Annotated in this window: 15 protein-coding genes; 13 read left to right on the forward strand and 2 right to left on the reverse strand. The window is 55.1% G+C overall.

From position 1 onward, the window contains the following. Nucleotides 1-121: 121 nt before the first annotated feature. The 9 genes from ONB24_09825 to ONB24_09865 all read left to right on the forward strand — a co-directional run bounded on the left by ONB24_09825 (nt 122) and on the right by ONB24_09865 (nt 13,217). Entirely contained in the window at nt 122-2,317 is a 2,196-nt protein-coding gene (locus tag ONB24_09825) for a PBP1A family penicillin-binding protein (GenBank protein MDZ7316408.1), read from the forward strand. Nucleotides 2,318-2,450: 133 nt separating this feature from the next. Next, entirely contained in the window at nt 2,451-3,335 is an 885-nt protein-coding gene (pdxS, locus tag ONB24_09830; GenBank protein ID MDZ7316409.1) for a pyridoxal 5'-phosphate synthase lyase subunit PdxS, read from the forward strand. Nucleotides 3,336-3,337: 2 nt separating this feature from the next. After that, nucleotides 3,338-3,928: a pyridoxal 5'-phosphate synthase glutaminase subunit PdxT gene (pdxT, locus tag ONB24_09835; protein MDZ7316410.1), complete on the forward strand. Its 591-nt coding sequence runs from the start codon at nt 3,338-3,340 to the stop codon at nt 3,926-3,928. A 23-nt stretch (nt 3,929-3,951) separates the two neighbouring features. Next, entirely contained in the window at nt 3,952-4,893 is a 942-nt protein-coding gene (locus tag ONB24_09840; protein MDZ7316411.1) for an MBL fold metallo-hydrolase, read from the forward strand. A 35-nt stretch (nt 4,894-4,928) separates the two neighbouring features. Further along, on the forward strand, nt 4,929-7,454 hold the full coding sequence (locus ONB24_09845; GenBank protein ID MDZ7316412.1) for a DEAD/DEAH box helicase: 2,526 nt from the start codon (nt 4,929-4,931) through the stop codon (nt 7,452-7,454). 195 nt (nt 7,455-7,649) lie between these two features. Continuing rightward, nucleotides 7,650-10,820, forward strand: a complete 3,171-nt coding sequence (locus tag ONB24_09850) for a DEAD/DEAH box helicase (protein MDZ7316413.1) — start codon at nt 7,650-7,652, stop codon at nt 10,818-10,820. Between the two features lie 15 nt (nt 10,821-10,835). Beyond that, the gene (locus ONB24_09855; protein MDZ7316414.1) at nt 10,836-11,294 is read left to right on the forward strand and encodes a hypothetical protein; all 459 of its coding nucleotides are present in this window, start codon (nt 10,836-10,838) and stop codon (nt 11,292-11,294) included. Nucleotides 11,295-11,340: 46 nt separating this feature from the next. Beyond that, nucleotides 11,341-12,192 (forward strand): deoxyribonuclease IV, encoded by an 852-nt coding sequence (gene nfo / locus ONB24_09860; GenBank protein MDZ7316415.1) that lies wholly within the window; start codon nt 11,341-11,343, stop codon nt 12,190-12,192. Between the two features lie 116 nt (nt 12,193-12,308). Beyond that, nucleotides 12,309-13,217 (forward strand): T9SS type A sorting domain-containing protein, encoded by a 909-nt coding sequence (locus ONB24_09865; GenBank protein ID MDZ7316416.1) that lies wholly within the window; start codon nt 12,309-12,311, stop codon nt 13,215-13,217. An 81-nt stretch (nt 13,218-13,298) separates the two neighbouring features. On the opposite strand, the gene ONB24_09870 is transcribed toward ONB24_09865, so the two are convergent. Then, the gene (locus ONB24_09870; GenBank protein ID MDZ7316417.1) at nt 13,299-13,898 is read right to left on the reverse strand and encodes a hypothetical protein; all 600 of its coding nucleotides are present in this window, start codon (nt 13,896-13,898) and stop codon (nt 13,299-13,301) included. 151 nt (nt 13,899-14,049) lie between these two features. On the opposite strand from ONB24_09870, the gene ONB24_09875 reads away from it, so the two are divergent. Genes ONB24_09875 through ONB24_09885 form a run of 3 tightly spaced genes read left to right on the forward strand, consistent with a single transcriptional unit; the run spans nt 14,050 to nt 15,436 of the window. Next, nucleotides 14,050-14,664, forward strand: a complete 615-nt coding sequence (locus ONB24_09875) for a sigma-70 family RNA polymerase sigma factor (GenBank protein ID MDZ7316418.1) — start codon at nt 14,050-14,052, stop codon at nt 14,662-14,664. Beyond that, nucleotides 14,661-15,113: a zf-HC2 domain-containing protein gene (locus ONB24_09880; protein ID MDZ7316419.1), complete on the forward strand. Its 453-nt coding sequence runs from the start codon at nt 14,661-14,663 to the stop codon at nt 15,111-15,113. The genes ONB24_09875 and ONB24_09880 overlap by 4 nt, the downstream gene beginning before the upstream one ends. After that, nucleotides 15,110-15,436 (forward strand): YbjQ family protein, encoded by a 327-nt coding sequence (locus ONB24_09885; GenBank protein ID MDZ7316420.1) that lies wholly within the window; start codon nt 15,110-15,112, stop codon nt 15,434-15,436. The genes ONB24_09880 and ONB24_09885 overlap by 4 nt, the downstream gene beginning before the upstream one ends. 2 nt (nt 15,437-15,438) lie before the next feature. On the opposite strand, the gene ONB24_09890 is transcribed toward ONB24_09885, so the two are convergent. After that, the gene (locus ONB24_09890) at nt 15,439-16,125 is read right to left on the reverse strand and encodes a tRNA/rRNA methyltransferase (protein MDZ7316421.1); all 687 of its coding nucleotides are present in this window, start codon (nt 16,123-16,125) and stop codon (nt 15,439-15,441) included. A 194-nt stretch (nt 16,126-16,319) separates the two neighbouring features. Here ONB24_09890 and ONB24_09895 point away from each other — a divergent pair, with 194 nt between their 5' ends. Beyond that, nucleotides 16,320-17,738: a Gfo/Idh/MocA family oxidoreductase gene (locus ONB24_09895; protein ID MDZ7316422.1), complete on the forward strand. Its 1,419-nt coding sequence runs from the start codon at nt 16,320-16,322 to the stop codon at nt 17,736-17,738. Nucleotides 17,739-17,925 lie beyond the last annotated feature (187 nt).

Below are 17,925 nucleotides of genomic sequence, written 5' to 3' on the forward strand. Positions count from 1 at the left end.
AAAAACAAAGATTAGACCTCTGTCGGCCCCATGGGCATGCTGCAAGAACACATTTGAAAACAAGGATTATTTTACTAAATTTTATTTGCTAAAATGGATAATGATCCTTTACAGGAATTCCATGAACCGCAAAAATTCATTATTGAAAAACGCCAAGATGAAAAAAGTTTCCCTATCTTCGATTCAGCCGAAGCAAATCTACAAGTATTCGCTCTATGCGTTCGTTGCGTTTCTGCTTTTTGGGATCGCTTTGATTGCGTTCTTTTCGCAGGATCTGCCGTCGTTTTCCCAATTGGAAAACTATTCTCCCGAATTGGCCACCAAAGTCTATAGCGCCGACGGTAAATTGATTGATGAATTCTTTGCCCAACGACGCTTTTACACACCGCTTAAGGATATTCCTCCCGATTTGATCCATGCCGTTCTGGCGGTAGAGGATCATATTTTTTACCAGCATTGGGGCATGTCGCCAATGCGATTTGCCTATGTTACGGCGCGCTTTCTCTTTACCGGCAACCGTTCGCAGGGCGCCAGTACTCTGACGCAGCAGCTGGCCAGACGCCTCTATTTGACGCCGGAAAAGTCGGTCTCGCGTAAAATTAAAGAAATCATCACTGCGGTTCTGCTCGAGCGTACCTACACAAAAGACGAAATCCTCGAGATGTATATGAACCAAATGCAGTTCGGCTATTCGACGTACGGCGTCGAGTCGGCGGCGCGCTACTTTTTCAACAAGTCGGTCAAAGATTTAACGCTTTCCGAATGCGCCATGCTGGCCGGTGTGGTCCAGTTGCCGGGCGTGTATAATCCCTACCGCAATTATGAGCGCACCAAAGAGCGCCGCAATCTGGTGCTCAAACGCATGCTCGAAGAAAAGTTTATTACACCGGAGCAGTTCAAGCAGGCGGTTGCCGAAGAGATCGTCCTCAAGGAACGCAACCTGGAACCGCCGATTGATGACGCTTCTTATTTTACCGAACATGTCCGTAGAATTCTTTATGAAAAATACGGCTATGATATTTACGAATCCGGTTTGCGCATCTATACGACCTTGGATACGCGGGCGCAGGCGGCGGCCAACCGCGCTGTTCGGGCCCATTTACCGAATTATCAGCGCCGAGTGACGCGCGCCTATCGTAATCCTTCCCGCTTCAAGACCATCTGTCCTCCCAGCCTGCTGAAGGAAAAGAGTCTGGCGGAGATCATAAAGGATCAGGCGTTGGTCGACTCGTTGATCAATGAACATTGCCGCGTTCAGGTCGCGTTCGTCGCCATCGATCCGCGCAACGGTCACATTCTGGCCATGGTCGGCGGACGCAACTTTGAAGAGAGCGAATTCAACCGCGTGACCCAAGCACTGCGTCAGCCGGGTTCAAGCTTTAAGCCGATCCTTTACACGGCGGCGGTCGATAACGGACTGATGCCGTATTACACCAAACTCAATCAGCCAGTAACGGTGGAAAATGTGGACGGAGCCGGCGGACGCTGGACTCCGGTCAATTTCGACGGCAGTGTCGGCGGACCGACCACTTTGCGCGAAGCGCTGCGCCGCTCGCTCAACCTCGTTTCAGTGCGACTGATTCGCGAAGACATTCCGCCCAAAACGGTCATCCAGTACGCCCGCAATCTGGGCATTACCGCACCCTTGGAACCTTACGATGCCCTGGCGCTGGGCGCCAACGGCATCAAACCGATCGAAATGGTTTCGGCATACAGCGTCTTTGCCAATAAGGGCGTCTGGGTCGAGCCGATCGCCATCCTGCGCATCGAAGACCGATACGGAAACGTCATCGAGTCGTTTGAGGCGAAAAAGAAAGGGGTTTTGCGGGAAGAGACCGCTTACATTATGGCCAGCATGCTGCAGACGGTTGCAACAAAGGGCACCGGAGCCATGTCGCGCTCGGTTTACAAATTCTACCACCCGGCCGGCGGTAAAACCGGCACCACCAACCGCTACACCGATGCCTGGTACATCACCTTTACGCCGTTGCTCGCATCCGGTACATGGGTAGGTCTCGATGATCCGGCCATGTCGCTCGGCGATCGTCAAACCGGCGCGGTGGTCGCGCTGCCGATCACTGCTTCGTTCATGCGCATGGCGGTGGACACGCTGAACATTCCGCCGGTGCCGTTCGAGCGGCCTCCCGGCGTGGTCGACGTCACCATCTGCCTGGACTCGCAAAAGCTGGCGACCGAGCATTGCCCCAACGTCGTCACCGACCTCTGCGATGTTCGCTATATGCCCGGAGTCTGCACCCAACATGGCGAAGGCAAAGCGAAACAGAACTCTTCGCAAAGACGACGAATAGGATTTTAGCTTTTCCTGATTCCAATTTGGCGTTTTGCAGATTCTGGTTATGCAGCGCATCTCCGTTTACAATTGGAATTGATACGGATTATTCTTATTTTAATTAATAAAATGATAAATTTGACGTTATGAGGATAAATCCATGAAAGATGCACATGATATGAAACTCAAGATCGGTTTGGCCGAAATGCTCAAAGGCGGCGTGATCATGGACGTGACGACGCCGGAGCAGGCCAAGATTGCCGAGGCGGCCGGCGCCGTTGCCGTGATGGCCTTGGAACGCATACCGGCCGATATTCGCGCGCACGGCGGCGTGGCGCGCATGTCCGATCCGGCGGTGATCAAAGCGATTCAAAAGGCGGTGTCGATTCCCGTCATGGCCAAATGCCGCATCGGTCATTTTGCCGAAGCGCAGGTCCTCGAAGCGCTCGGCGTGGATTTCATCGATGAAAGCGAGGTGTTGACCCCGGCCGATGAAGAATATCATGTCGACAAGTGGAAATTCAAAGTGCCGTTTGTTTGCGGCTGCCGCAATCTGGGCGAGGCGCTACGCCGCATTGCCGAAGGAGCGGCCATGATCCGCACCAAAGGCGAAGCCGGAACCGGCAATATTGTCGAAGCGGTGCGCCATATGCGCGCCGTGCAGAGCGGCATTCGCCGCATCCAAACGTTGGGTGATGAAGAACTCGTAACCGAAGCCAAGAACCTCGGCGCGCCGGTGGAGCTGGTTCGCCAAGTCAAGGAGCTCGGCCGTCTGCCGGTGCCCAACTTTTCGGCGGGAGGCGTAGCCACTCCGGCCGACGCTTCGCTGATGCGTCAATTGGGCGCCGAAAGCGTATTTGTCGGCAGCGGCATTTTCAAGTCGTCCAATCCGGAAAAAATGGCGCAGGCCATCGTCACGGCCACCACGCACTATATGGATTTCGATCTCATTGCCCGCGTTTCCGAAGGGCTCGGCGAACCGATGCGCGGCATCGAAATCGACAAAATACCCGAAGCCGAACGCATGGCGGATCGCGGATGGTAAAAATGGACGTTACAATCGGCGTGCTGGCGCTGCAGGGGGATTACGAGAAACATCTGCAAATGCTCCAACGCCTCGGATGCGGCGGACGGCTGGTTTATACAGCGGCGGATCTGCAGGCTTGCGACGGCCTCATCGTCCCCGGCGGCGAATCGACGACGCTCATTCTGCTCATGAAAAAGCACGGCCTTTGGGAACCGATTCGCGACTTTGCACGCCGGCGCCCCTATTTCGGCACCTGCGCGGGCTGCATCGTCGCGGCGCGCAGCGTGCTCGGCCATGAGCAGGAATCGCTCGACCTGATTGACATTGCCGTGGAGCGCAATGCCTACGGTCGACAGGTCGATTCCTTCATCGACGAGGTGCAGATCGTCCTAAACGGCCAATATGGGGTCTGCGAGGGCGTCTTTATCCGCGCCCCCAAGATTCGCGCTTTGGGGGAAGGAGTGCAAACGCTCGGCAAACACGGCCGTGACGTCGTGTTGGCGCAGCAGAAGCATGTTCTCGTCTCCACGTTTCATCCGGAGCTGACGGACGATCCGACCATTCATCGCTATTTCCTTGATCTCGTGCAGCACCGCAAAGCAGCCGGTTGAACTGCCGGCGGTAAGGAAGAATTATGTTTTTATTCGATGAGAGGGGCATCAAGTTGGAAGGCGTCGATTTCTGGCTGGATGCGCAGCGGGCGACGCCCTTTTCCTTCGTCTCGCACGGCCATTCCGATCACCTCAAGAACCACGCACAGATTTTGGCGACGCCGCCGACGATTCTTTTTCACGCCCTGCGCGCTCGTCAAAAAAAGGCCGTAGCGCTCGACTATCATCGCCCCTATTTCGTCGGTGATCTCAAGATCGAGCTGTATCCCTCCGGCCATGTGTTGGGCGCCGCCATGATCCGCATCGAGCGCAATGGCCGCTCCCTGCTCTATACCGGCGACTTTAAAATCAAAGCAGGACTGACGGCGGAGCCGATCGTTATCCCCCGTGCCGACATTCTGATCATGGAATCGACCTTCGGCCATCCCGCTTTCACATTTTCCGAGGAGGGCGATCCTAAAGCCCAACTTTTGGATTTCATCGAAGAATGTATCCGCAAAAAAACGACGCCGGTGGTGATGGCCTACGGCCTCGGCAAGGCGCAGGAGGCAATGAAGCTGCTCGGCAGTGCCGGATATGACGTTCGCGTACACCACGACGCTTGGCGGATCGCCCGCATTTATGAGCAGTTCGGCATCTCTTTTGAGGGATGCAGTCTCTGGCGGCACGAGCCGCTGAACGGCCGTCAGGTGTTGATCATTCCTCCCCACGCCGTGCGATTTCGGCGCGCCGCCGGTCTGCCGGTAAAGCGGCGCACCGTGCTGCTTTCCGGTTGGGCTAAGAGTCCGCTCGGCAACCGCTTCGGCGCGGATCACTGCATTCCCTTGAGCGATCACGCCGACTTTAACGAGTTGATTTTCTTTGTCCGACAGGTTCAACCGCAAAAAATCTACACGCTGCACGGCTTTGAGGATTTTCCGCTTTACCTTCGCGACCTCGGATATGATGCAGAATATCTCTCATAACACCGCAACCAGGGGGTAAAGCACATTTCGGCAGAATGAAGAACATTTCGGCGTACATTGCAAAGGATGTCTGCCTGCGTATGGCGGAAGAAATTCGCGCTGCAGGGGGCAATGAAGTCTTTTTTCTCGGCTATTTGGATGATGACTTGATCGTTCATGACGTCATTGCTGCAGCGCGCGGCAACGAAGCGGCGGTTCCGGCCGTCATGCAGGCGGCGCGCGAGGCGGACGTGGTCATCCACAACCACCCGTCCGGCCCTTTGACGCCCTCTGACGCCGATCTGTCTATTGCCGCCCGCCTGGCGGATTTCAGCGTCGCTTTTTACATCGTTAATAACCGCGTCGACGATCTTTACGTCGTCGTCGAACCGTTCGTACCGACGGAATGCAAACCGCTGGATGCGGAAGCAATCACCGCGCTTCTGGCTCCGAACGGTCCCATCGCCAAGCAGCTGCCCGATTATGAGATCCGGCCGCAGCAGGCCGAAATGATCCGAGCCGTTATCCGCGCCTTTAACGAAAACCTTGCATTGGCGGTTGAGGCCGGAACCGGCACCGGCAAGACTCTGGCCTATCTGTTGCCCGCCATCTACTGGGCCAAACAGAATAAGGAACGCGTCGTCGTCTCGACCAACACCATCAATCTGCAGGAACAGCTGATCAAAAAGGACCTCCCGCTGCTGCAAAAAACTTTGCCGATCGGGTTCGATGCGGTGCTGGTCAAGGGGCGCTCCAACTATGTCTGCCTGCGCAAAGTGGACGAGATCGCCGGTGAATTTGACTTCGGCCTGGATGACGAAGAGCACGAAGAGCTGCAGGAGCTGATCCGCTGGGCGCGCGCTTCGCAAGACGGCAGCAAAGCGGATCTTGCCTACATTCCTTCGAACGATGTCTGGGAGCGCATAGCCGCCGAAAGCGACGCCTGCACGCACGCCAAGTGCCTTCACTTTCGCGATTGTTTCGTTAATAAAGCGCGACGGAGAGCCGCCCGTGCCGAAATCCTCGTCGTCAACCACCATCTTCTGTTTGCCGATCTGGCCATCCGACGCCAAACCGGAAGCTTTCAGGACGCCGCAGTGCTGCCGCCTTACCAACGCATTATCTTTGATGAAGCACATCACATTGAAGACGTGGCCACCAACTATTTCGGCAGTCAAGTCACCCGCTCAGGGCTGCAGCGCATTTTATACCGCCTGCACCACCGCAAAAAAAATCTGGAAAAAGGCTATCTGCACACCCTTCGCCTTCGTATCCTGAAGCACTCCGGCAAACTACCGGCGGAGCTCAGCGAAACCCTTGTTGCGGAGGTGCACAACAAATTGGCCCCGAACGCCGACAGTCTGCTCGAATCCATTCACTATGCCATGGACCGTTTGTTTGAAGTCGTTTTTGCGCATACACCGGAAGAGGGCGATAATGAGCGCAAAATCCGTCTTCTGCCGCAAACTGTCGATGCACTGTTTGTCGAGACCGGCCTCGCTGATCTCTTTCGCGAGATGATGCAGGCTCTGCGGCTCTATGCTGTAGACCTGCTGCGCTTCTGCGGCGAAACGAAAAAGCTGCGCGCTTATGTGCAGGAAGACTGGGAAGCTCTGACCATCGACATCGAAGCGCAGGCGGAACGCTTGGCGGCCGCCGCCGACATCCTGCAGCAGATCCTCTTTCAGGAAAGCGAAACCGAAATCCGCTGGATCGAGACGGCGCCGCGCAAAGTCGGCCGCCCGATTGTGCGGCTGCAGATCTCGCCGCTCGAGGTCAAGGGCATCCTGAAAGAAGCGGTCTTTGACTCCTACAAAACGGTGGTCATGACCTCCGCCACTCTTACGGTCGAAAATTCTTTCGCCTTTTGGGCGCAGCGCATTGGTTTCTACAGTCTGCCGAACACACGACGGAATGAGCTGCAGCTGCCGTCTCCGTTCGACTTTGAACGACAAGTATTGCTTTGCGTCCCTACCGACATGCCCGATCCCCGCGATTCCGGTTTTGCCGAAGCCTTGTCCAAGGCGGTCTTTAAAGCCGTCAGCATCACCCAAGGCCGCGCCTTTATCCTGTTTACTTCCTATTCGCTGCTGAACCAAACTTACCGCCGACTCAAAGAATCCTTGGAATTGACCGGTATTCAGGCGCTCAAGCAGGGCGATCTGAACCGACACGAGCTGCTTCGACAGTTCCGCCAGGACAAGACTTCGGTGCTGTTCGGCACCGACAGCTTTTGGGAAGGAGTGGACGTGCAGGGCGACGCACTGGAGAACGTGATCATTACCCGCCTGCCCTTTCAGGTGCCGAGCGAGCCGATCATTCAGGCGCGCTACGAAGCCATCGAAACGGCCGGCGGCAATGCGTTTATGGACTATGCCGTGCCGTTGGCGGTGCTCAAGTTCAAGCAGGGCTTCGGCAGACTGATCCGTCATAAAAATGACCGCGGCTGCGTCATCAGCTTCGACAAGCGGATTGTGGAAAAGGCCTACGGCAAACGATTCCTCAATTCCCTGCCGCAATGCCGCACCGTCATCGGACCGTCGGAATTGGTCTTTGCAGAACTCAAGCTTTTTTTTCAGTAATCAAATCATTCGGCAGTTTGGCACGCAAGGGGAGCTCTTGTATCCACACTTTCCTTTACTTCATGGAATTCCTTCTTGTTGTAAAAAACAGCCCAAAAGCGAACTCAAGGCGTATAATTGTTAAATAAACCTTGATTTTTTCCTGCAGACCTCCTAACATAAACGTTCATAATTGCCGTTGCGGCAAAAGAGGTTATGAGACTTTCCAACCTAAGAATTCGCAATCTCGTCACGGGCGAAGTTTATCAAAGGGGAGAACGCTGTTTCCGCGAACGCCGCGTCAAGCTGTTATCAATCGATAATGACCGCTTCGAGGCTGAAGTCACCGGAAAAATGGTTTACCGCGTCTCGGTTCAGGAGATCGGCGGCAACCTCTATTCGAGCTGCACGTGTCCCCACTGGACCACCTGCAAGCACGCCGTAGCAGCCATGCTTGCCGCCAAAGAATGGTACGAGGAGAACGAGCCCGAGCTGCAGCGCGCCAAACTGCGTCCGAATTGGAAGAAATTTCTCAAACAAGTCATCGACATCGACGCCGAAACCCCCTCGCTGCCCCCTCCGCCGCGCTGGCGCGTCATCTATCTGCTGCACCTTGCGCAGGAATCATGGTCGCTCACGCCGCAAAAGGCCTATCTGCGGCGTAACAATCAGCTGGGCAGGTTTTCGAACATCGGTGATCTGGACACCGACAGCCGCGAACTTCTTTATGCGCCGAACGACCCGATTATTATTTCCCATCTGCAGAAAATCGATTATCAAAGCAGCTCTTTTTATTTCAACCGCTATTTCGGCGGAACCCGCCAATTCAAGCCGAACATCTACCATTACAAATACGGCAGCCGGTTGGGGCCGCTCTTTGACCTCATGCGTGAAAGCCTCATTTATCTGGCCCCGTTCGATGAAAACTCGACTCCGCTGACCTTTCATCCGACCGAAGCGCGCATCGAACTCAAGTTCGAGCAGGAAGAAGACGCCTTTCGCCTGACGCCGCGCGTACTCCTCGACGGCGTCGAGTCGCTGCTCGACGGCGCCTACAAGGTTCTGACCGGCCATCCAATCTGGCTGCTGAAAGACAAGCGCCTCATTCGCGTCGGCAACCTCCAAGAAGCGGCACTGCTCATACCATACACCAAAAACGACGGCGCTTTGGTCATTCCGACCGAAGAATTTCCAGAGTTTTTGCGCCATGCGTTTCATTCGCTGCGGGAGATTGCGCCGGTTGAGCTGCCGAATTCATTGGTCGTCGGCCGTCGCGATCAGCTGACGGGCAAGCGGCTTTATTTGTCCGAAAGCGAACGATACCTCTACCTCGACTTGAAATTTCAGTACCAGGACGTCGAGATTGACGCCGGCGAGCCCTGGCCGACCTGCTATCGTCAGGTAGAAGACCGCATCGTGCAGGTCGTTCGCGATGTGCAGGAAGAGGAAAAGCTGCTGCAGCGGCTTTTGGATACCGGTCTGCGCCAGGCTTCGCGCGGTCGGCTTCAGATTATCGACACCAAGGCGCTCAACTGGGCGTTCAACAACCTTTCGCAACTGCAGGAAGAAGGTTACGAGCTTGTCGGTCGCGAAGCGTTGCAGCGCTTTCGGGTGCGGACCGGCGAGCCGAACGTTCGCGTCGCCGTCACCGACAAGATCGACTGGTTCGACGTCAATATTGAAATCGACGTGGAGGGCGTGCCGCTGCCGCTCAAAGAGCTGCGTCGGGCGGTACGTCAAAATAAGCGCCTGGTCAAGCTGGCGGATCAAAGCCTGGCGCTTTTGAGCGAGGAATGGTTCAACAAATTTCAACATCTTTTCCATTTGACCGTGCCGGAGGAAACCGGTGTCCGCGCCTCGAAAGTGCATTTGACGATGATCGATTCGCTCTTTCAGGAAAGCGCTGCCGCCTTCGAGGCCGACGAATCGTTCTATGAACAGCTTGCCGAGCTTACCGACTTTTCGTCATTGCAACCGACGCCTTTGCCCGAAAGCCTGGTACCGATCATGCGCAATTATCAAAAGGCCGGTTACGATTGGCTCAATTTTCTGCAGCAGTATCGCTTCGGCGGCTGCCTGGCGGACGATATGGGGCTGGGCAAGACCGTTCAAGCTCTGGCGATTCTGTTACGGGACAAGCAACGAGGCGTCGGAAAACCGTCGCTCATCATTTGTCCCACATCGGTGGTGTTCAATTGGGAAAAGGAGGTGCAAAAGTTCGCCCCCGAGCTGCGCGTTTTTCAGCACACAGGCAACAGCCGGCCGCGCGACTGCTCGGCGTTTGCCGAATTTGATATTATTCTTACTAGCTACGGCATCCTGCGGCGCGACATTTTTTTTCTGCGCGAGTATCGCTTTCATTACGTCATTCTCGATGAATCGCAAAAGATCAAGAATCCCCTTTCGCAGACCGCCAAGGCGGCGCGACTGTTACAGGCTGACCATAAACTGGTACTTACAGGGACGCCGGTTGAAAACAACACGATCGAGCTGTGGTCACAGTTCGCTTTTCTCAATCCCGGTCTGCTCGGGCCGCTGACCTATTTCCGGCGCGCCTTTACGCTGCCGATCGAGAAACACGGCGACGAACGCACGGCAAAGCTGCTGCGCAAGATCATCTATCCCTTTATTTTGCGACGCACCAAAGAAGGCGTGGAACGCGAACTGCCGCCCAAAGTAGAACAGACCTTCTTCTGCGCCATGAATCCGGTCCAAGAACAACTCTATATGCGCTGGCGCGATCATTATCGCGCCGTCATCCTCGACCGCATCGAACTGTACGGCGTGGAAGGGGCGCACATGAACATTCTGGAAGGACTGGTCAAGCTGCGGCAGATTGCCTGTCACCCGCAGCTCGTCGACCGCTCCGTCACTGAAGACTCGGGCAAGTTCGAATCGCTGAAAGAGCTCATTGAAGAAATTTTGGCCGAGCGGCATAAAGTCCTGATCTTTTCGCAATTCGTCAAAATGCTGCGCCTGATCCGCAATCATCTGGATGCGGGCGGAGTGACCTATGAATACCTTGACGGCCACACCACCGACCGCATGCAGCGCGTCGAACGATTCCAAAACGACGAATCGGTGCGGATTTTCCTCATCAGCCTCAAGGCGGGCGGAGTCGGCCTCAATCTTACTGCCGCCGATTATGTCATTCTCTATGATCCTTGGTGGAATCCTGCAGTAGAGGTTCAGGCGACCGATCGCGCGCACCGCATCGGTCAGGATAAAAAGGTCTTTGTCTACCGTATGATCACCAAGAACAGCGTCGAGGAGAAAATGCTCGATCTGCAGGCGCGCAAGCAAAAGCTGGTAGCCGATTTAATCACCACGGACAGCAGCTTTTTCAAATCGCTGACGCGCGATGATATCGAGATACTTTTCAGCTGAAAGCCGGAGGCCGTCATGATTCTGAATCATATCGAAGTCACTTTGACCGAAGCCGATTTCAACCTGATGATCGACCGCTATGCCCCGCGCGAGGGCCGCGTCAGCCGGCTAGGGCTGGATATTCGCGACGGCAATCTGGTCGTCACCGGCAGCGTCAAAGTTCTGCTGAATATCCCTTTTGAAGTCACCATGCGCCTGGAAAGCGACGAGCGCCGTCTCATCGCACGGCTCGTTTCTCTCAAACCGATGCGGCTGATCACCGATCAACTCAAGGAGACGATTCTCGACAAGATCGTCGAACGCATGCCGACCGGCGTCTCGCGCGAAAAAGACGCTCTGTTTTTCGACGTCAACAAAATTCTTGCAGGCAGAGGGTTTGCGGCCGATCTTCGCCTGCTTTCGCTGCACACGGCGAACGACGCCGTCACCTTGGAGCTGTCCGGCCCGCTCACGTTTGCCGAGGCGATCGCCTGATCCGTCGGCGAAACCTCTCGTTTTGGACCAAGTTGGAGGACTTGCCATGAAGCCTATCGGAGCGCACGTCAGCGCCGCAGGCGGCGTGGAATCTGCACCGCTGAACGCGCACGCCATCGGCGCGACAGCTTTCGCATTGTTTACCAAGAATCAGCGGCAGTGGACCGCCAAGCCGCTGACGGACGAGTCGATCGCCGCCTTTCGCGCCAACTGCGAACGGCTCGGCTATTCGCCCGATGTCATCCTTCCGCATGACAGCTATCTGATCAATTTAGGCAGCCCGGATCCGGAAGGGCTCGCCAAATCGCGCGCCGCTTTTCTCGATGAAATGCAGCGCTGTGAGGCATTGGGATTAGTTTTTCTCAATTTTCATCCCGGCGCGCATCTGAATCAAATGAGCGAAGAGGATTGTCTCAAGCGCGTTGCCGAGTCGATCAATTGGGCGCTGGATCAGACAAAGGGCGTTCGCGCGGTCATCGAAATTACGGCCGGACAGGGCAGCAACATCGGTTACACATTCGAGCATTTGCGCAGTATCATCGATCAGGTCCAAGACCGCAGCCGCGTCGGTGTTTGTCTGGACACGGCACATCTTTTTGCCGCCGGTTATGACCTGCGTTCCGAGGAAGCTTACGAAGAAACGTTCCGCCGCTTTGACGAAATCATCGGCATGGAATTTTTGATCGGCATCCATCTTAACGACTCTAAAAAGCCGCTGGGCAGCCGCGTCGACCGGCACGACAGTCTGGGCGACGGCCTGTTGGGCATGGAAACGTTTGCCCGTTTGATGCGTGACCCGCGGCTCGACCGCCTGCCTTTTATCCTGGAAACGCCGGCGCCGGAACGCTGGCCGGAGGAGATCGCCTGGTTAAAAAAATTGAGCTCATCCGAGAGCTGATTATTTCTCGCCGTTTGCCGAGCGCTCTATGCGAATAATGAACCTTTCTCCATTGTTAAATTAAACACAATATAACATGAATGGGGGAAAGCTTTTATTATTCGAGGAGGTGCAAAATGCAGAACAAGCTTCATCAAACTGCGGCTGCTCTGCTCGTCACCGCGTCTTTATTGTTTCCCCAAACCAACGTCGCCCCCTTCGGCAAAGCCTACACCTGGGCGCACAACCTCGATCCGCTCTCGGACGCGAATAAAGTCGAGTGCCCCGAGCTGAACGACAACGATCCGGATTCGGTCATTTGGTTGAGCCGTACGCCGCTCGGAGAGGCTGTCGACGACACCATCAACGCCTGGCAGGCCGCCGGCGTGGTGTGGGAAGGCGATTATGACATCACCGAAGTGGTCTATGTCAATGGCCCGTATGACGGCACTGTTTATGCGAACGGCGCCTTTTCCAAGGAGGGTTCTTTTCACCTCCAGATCACCCGCGACGGTACAACCTGGGAGAGCACTGAAATCAAAGAGGATCCGGAGTATACTTACTTTTCATGGGAAAGCGCAGCTTGGGGCGCGCTGGTGAGCGACGAAGCGTTCAGTTTCAAGGGCCCCATCGGCATCGTCAGGGGAGTACGGGTGACCGGCTGCGTGCACAACTGGGAGGCCGGTTCGTGGAACGCTTCCTGCCGGCAAATCATGGCATACGGAACGCCGACGCGCGTTAAAAACAAAATAACGACGGTTCCCGCCGGCTTCACTTTGCAGCAGAATTACCCCAATCCGTTTAATGCCGGTACGCAGATCACTTTTTATTTGCCCAAGCAGTCATTTGTAAAACTGATGATTTTTGATGTGAACGGCCGGGTTGTGGACCGGCTCATTGAAGGCACTCTTGAGGCAGGTCGGTTCACGGTTCAATGGAAGCCGCAGCAAGGAGAGGGCACATCAGGGATCTATTTGGCCCGTCTGATTGCCGTCAGTTCGGATCAAACCTACACCCGAACCATCAAGATGTCGATGATTAAATAAAGCATCCCTTATGCGGCAGGCTTGATTGGAAAGCGGACTCCAAAGCCTGCCGCCTCCAAATGAGCTTATGCGACGCGCCGACTACTTTTCCACTCCTTGATCCCGCCATTTGACCAGCTTTTTGATTTTTATTTTTTTCATCGCGGCGGTAACCGTTTCCATTTCCACCCCTTTGCCCTCGATTTCAACGAGAAAACGATCGGCGACCAGAACCTTCAGCTCGCCCGCTTCTTTGCTTTTGCTGTATTTGGCAAAGGCACGATGCCCTTGGTATTCAAAAGTCCTTTCGAACCCGTCGTCGGAGCGGCGCTGGATGTCGGCCGTCAGCCAAGCCGCCATGGCCGTCGCGGCAAGCTTTCGTACGTTACCGGTATCGGTCACTTTTATACGAACGCGGCCGCCCTTTTTGCCTCGGTATTCGGCGCGGGCATAGGAAATTTTGAGTCCAAACGCCGACGCGCGTTCTCCGAACAAATCGGTCCGCTTGAGCCCCTTGAACCGCTTCGGCAAGACCGATTTAAGCTTTTCATAATCGATCGGTTCGATCTTGAGTTCATCTTTGACTGCATTTTTAATCGATTTAAGCTTATCGACGGCCTCATCCACTTGCGCAGCCGAAGGCAAGGGTAACAAAGCCGAACCAAACAAAACACACCCATAAAAAAAAGAAAAGAGCTTCATACCCTTTCTCCTATTTGCCGATCAAGTATAGCGAAGCCTTGGCTTTTATGCAAAGGAATTCCTTTGGCTTTGCAGAAGCAGTTGCTTAATTTGAATAAAAGACCGCTTTCCGGTTATAAAAAGATGCCAACAGTATGGAGAACGGAGGCGGATGGAGCACGTTTTGGAGCATTACCCAATGGAGAGTGCGCAGGCGTCGGCTTTTCCGCAAGTGCGGGACGACGATGAGGCGGTAAGACTTTGCCGAAAGGGTTATCGACAAGCATACGGATTTTTAGTGAAATCGTACATGCAGCGGGCATACTTTTGCGCGCTCGGCCTCGTCGGTTCGCACGAAGACGCTCTGGATCTGTCCCAGGAAGCGTTCGTGCGCGCCTACCGCGCCATTGACCGCTTTGAGCTCGGCCGATCCTTTTTCGGCTGGTACTATAAAATCCTGCGCAATCTGTGTCTCAACTATCTTCGCGACAAAAAGCTGCATGCGCGCTCGTTCTCTGAAATCGGCGAGGTCGAACTGAATCATCTGCAGGATGAACGGCAGAGCGTCGATACCGCTGTGGAACAAACTGAGCTTAGAGAAAAAGTGTGGACGGCGCTGCATCAGCTCAAGCCGGCCGACCGCGAGATCATCTTGCTGAAAGATTTTCAGGATTATTCGTACAAAGAGATTGCGGATCTATTAGATATTCCCATCGGTACGGTCATGTCCCGCCTTTTCAATGCCCGCCGGAACTTGAAAAGCAAGTTGGAAAGGATCTATCCATGACTATCGAGCGAGAGAAATTCGAACGGTTGATGACCGCTGCGCTCGACGGCGAGCTGACTGCGGAGGAACGGCGCGAGTTCGAGGCTTTGCTGGATGAAAACGAGGAGCTGCGCCGAGAATATTTAGAGTATCAACAGCTCAAGGAGGTTACATCAACTATGAGACTCAAGATGCCTTCTCAAGAGGTGTGGGATCGTTACTGGCTTGACGTGTATAATCGAATTGAACGCGGCATCAGCTGGGTGCTGATTTCGATCGGGGCTGCGGTTTTGCTGGCCTACGGCGGCTATAAATTGGTTGAAGAGATTCTTAAGGACACCTCGCTGAGCTGGGCAGTCCGGTTGGCCGCGTTATCGCTGATGGGTGGGCTGGCGCTGCTTTTGGTTTCGGTCGCACGCGAAAAATGGTTTACCCGCAAAAGCGATCCCTACAAGGAGGTACTGCGATGATCCTCGTTACCTCGAGCAGCATTTCCGGCTATCGTATCGTCAAAACGCTGGGCTTGGTGCGCGGCAACACCATCCGCGCCCGCGCCATCGGCAAGGATATTTTGGCTCTTTTGAAAAACATCGTCGGCGGCGAGATCGAAGAGTACACCAAGTTAATGGCCGAGTCTCGCGAACAGGCGATCGACCGCATGAAGGCTGAAGCCGAGCGGTTGGGCGCCAACGCCATCGTCGATGTTCGCTTCGGCACCAGCCAAATTATGCAGGCAGCGGCGGAAATCCTGGTTTACGGCACCGCCGTGGTGATCGAGCCGGAAAAACGCTGACTTTAGGTAAGGGAGTCGCCGTTCAGCGCCTTCTCGATTTTTTTGCAGAGGGAATGCAACAGTCGAACGTCCTGCTCTTCGATCAATGCCATCCTTTCCATGAGACGGGTAAACAGGTCGGGATTTGCGGTATAACCGACTCGACGACAGAGGGCGGCAACCCGTTCGCGGAGGGCGGCGTATTCACCGGCGTCGGCGGGACGTTTTTCCTCCAAATCATAAGAGGAAAGAATAAAGGCATATACCATGACCGCCTGCGCCAAATTCAGGGAAGGATAGGAAACCGCCTGCGGCACGGTGGTCAAGAGGTCGCACAACTCTAGCTCATCATTGTAAAGGCCGCTCTCCTCCCGTCCGAACAACAGCCCGATACGATGGACGGCATTCCCCTTTCGCTGCAGAAATTCAGGCAGTTTGCGGGCGTCCAGATATTGACGGCGGAAGCTGCGGCGACGAATCGTGGTGCCGATGAGAAAATCGAGATCGGCGACGGCCTCGGTCAAATGGGCAAAGATCTGCGCCTGTTCCAGAATGTCCTGAGAGCCGTGCGCCACCCACTTGGCCCGCTCCGAAAGCGGATCACACGGATTGACCAACCGAAGGTTCGAAAACCCCATGGTCTTTAGCGCCCTCGCCGCGGCACCGAGATTTTCCGGCAGGCGCGGCTCTACCAAGATAAATGTAATCATTCCGATCAATTTGTCCTTTTTAATCTGCAGTGATCAAAGGTAAGTCGGATTTGTTTTCAAGGCAACTGTTGTTTCAAGTCCTACCTTGCATTTCAAGAGTTTTTTAATTATTATCTTATCGTTTGTAAGGACGGCAGCTGCCCAAGATTGCCGAAAAACGATGCCGCTTTTTGCCCTCAGCTGAGGAGACGCGGATGGATTCCGGAAAGCAGGATGCAACGATGAGCCGTCGCCGGGCTTTGCAGTCTATGGGTGCGGCCGCAGCGGCGACGGTGGTTCCACGTTACGTATTGGGCGGTTCCGGCTATACCGCCCCAAGCGACAAGCTGAACATCGCCATGATCGGCACCGGCGGGCAGGGCATGTGGAATCTAAAAAATATTTTGCCCAACGAAGACGTCCAGGTCATGGCGCTGGCCGACGTTGCCGAGGAAGCCGATTACAGCTGGTCTTATCACAAAGAGAGCGGCGGCCGTAAACCCGGCTACGAGGTTATCCGCAACCATTATCTCTCCTCTCCCAAGACCGCCGATTACCCCGACTGCCGAGTCTATGTCGATTTTCGCGAAATGCTGGACAAAGAAAAAGCGATCGATGCGGTATGCATCGCCATTCCGGATCATACGCATTACGTCGCCGCCATGGCGGCGCTGCAGCGGGGCAAGCACATTTATCTCGAAAAACCGCTGGCGCGAACGATCTATGAGGTTCGGCGCCTGACCGAGGCGGCGCGCGCTGCAGGCGTTGTAACGCAGATGGGCATTCAAGGCCATTCCGGCGAAGGGATTCGCCTCACGGTAGAGTGGCTGCGCGCCGGAGCGATCGGTACGGTGCGCGAAATTCACGCCTGGAGCGACGGCGTTTCCAAAGGTGCCTGCCTTGAGGGAGAGCCGGAACCGCAACCGGTGCCCGCAGGGCTGGATTGGAATCTCTGGCTTGGCCCGGCAAAATATCGCCCATACAACGCGTGTTACACGCCGAGCCGCTGGCGGACGTTTTGGGATTTCGGCACCGGCCACATGACCGATATGGGTATTCACCACATGGATCCCGCCTTTTGGGCGCTCGACTTGGGATATCCCGAATGGACCGAAGCACGCGGCGCCTGGGGCGATCGTGACAAACGGCCGTTTGCGGCGCTGCATTTCTTTCACTTTGCCGCTAAGGGCGACCGGCCTGCCGTCGATTTGACCTGGTACAGCGGCCTCAAACCGCCGCGGCCCGATGAACTGGAGCCGGGACGCGACCTGATCGGCAACGGCAACGGCATTTTATTCATCGGCGACAAAGGCAAAATCATGTGCGAAGGCTGGGGCGGAGCGCCGCATTTCATACCCGAAAGCCGACTGCGCGACTTTGAGCGCCCGCCGAAGACGCTGCCGCGCGTCAAGGGCGGCCACCATCGCGACTGGATCGACGCGATCAAAGAAGGCCGCAAAGCCTGTGCGGATTTCGACTATTCGGGACCGATCACCGAAAGCATCCTGATGGGCATCGTTGCTTTACGCACCGGCGAACGGCTCTACTGGGACGGTCCGAACATGAAGGCACTCAATTGCCCCGACGCCGAGCAATACATCGTGCCTGAATATTACAACGGCTGGACCTTGTAAGATTAGCCACGGAGACACGGAGAACACGAAGGAAAAAAGCAAAAGGCCATCCCTCTGTGACCTCCGTGCCTCCGTGGCAAAAAATACCTCTAATGAAAAATTGAGATCGATAGATATATTGCCACGGAGACACAGAGAACACGGAGAAAAAATACAAAAGAACATCCCTCTGTGCCCTCCGTACCTC

Source organism: candidate division KSB1 bacterium, from assembly GCA_034505495.1.
Classification (GTDB): domain Bacteria; phylum Zhuqueibacterota; class Zhuqueibacteria; order Residuimicrobiales; family Krinioviventaceae; genus Fontimicrobium_A.

Bases quoted from the DNA above. Each gene is read 5' to 3' on its own strand.
- ONB24_09825 (MDZ7316408.1), top strand. From the start codon at position 122: ATGAACCGCAAAAATTCATTATTGAAAAACGCCAAGATGAAAAAAGTT.
- pdxS (MDZ7316409.1), top strand. From the start codon at position 2,451: ATGAAAGATGCACATGATATGAAACTCAAGATCGGTTTGGCCGAAATG.
- pdxT (MDZ7316410.1), top strand. From the start codon at position 3,338: ATGGACGTTACAATCGGCGTGCTGGCGCTGCAGGGGGATTACGAGAAA.
- ONB24_09840 (MDZ7316411.1), top strand. From the start codon at position 3,952: ATGTTTTTATTCGATGAGAGGGGCATCAAGTTGGAAGGCGTCGATTTC.
- ONB24_09845 (MDZ7316412.1), top strand. From the start codon at position 4,929: ATGAAGAACATTTCGGCGTACATTGCAAAGGATGTCTGCCTGCGTATG.
- ONB24_09850 (MDZ7316413.1), top strand. From the start codon at position 7,650: ATGAGACTTTCCAACCTAAGAATTCGCAATCTCGTCACGGGCGAAGTT.
- ONB24_09855 (MDZ7316414.1), top strand. From the start codon at position 10,836: ATGATTCTGAATCATATCGAAGTCACTTTGACCGAAGCCGATTTCAAC.
- nfo (MDZ7316415.1), top strand. From the start codon at position 11,341: ATGAAGCCTATCGGAGCGCACGTCAGCGCCGCAGGCGGCGTGGAATCT.
- ONB24_09865 (MDZ7316416.1), top strand. From the start codon at position 12,309: ATGCAGAACAAGCTTCATCAAACTGCGGCTGCTCTGCTCGTCACCGCG.
- ONB24_09870 (MDZ7316417.1), bottom strand. From the start codon at position 13,898: ATGAAGCTCTTTTCTTTTTTTTATGGGTGTGTTTTGTTTGGTTCGGCT.
- ONB24_09875 (MDZ7316418.1), top strand. From the start codon at position 14,050: ATGGAGCACGTTTTGGAGCATTACCCAATGGAGAGTGCGCAGGCGTCG.
- ONB24_09880 (MDZ7316419.1), top strand. From the start codon at position 14,661: ATGACTATCGAGCGAGAGAAATTCGAACGGTTGATGACCGCTGCGCTC.
- ONB24_09885 (MDZ7316420.1), top strand. From the start codon at position 15,110: ATGATCCTCGTTACCTCGAGCAGCATTTCCGGCTATCGTATCGTCAAA.
- ONB24_09890 (MDZ7316421.1), bottom strand. From the start codon at position 16,125: ATGATTACATTTATCTTGGTAGAGCCGCGCCTGCCGGAAAATCTCGGT.
- ONB24_09895 (MDZ7316422.1), top strand. From the start codon at position 16,320: ATGGATTCCGGAAAGCAGGATGCAACGATGAGCCGTCGCCGGGCTTTG.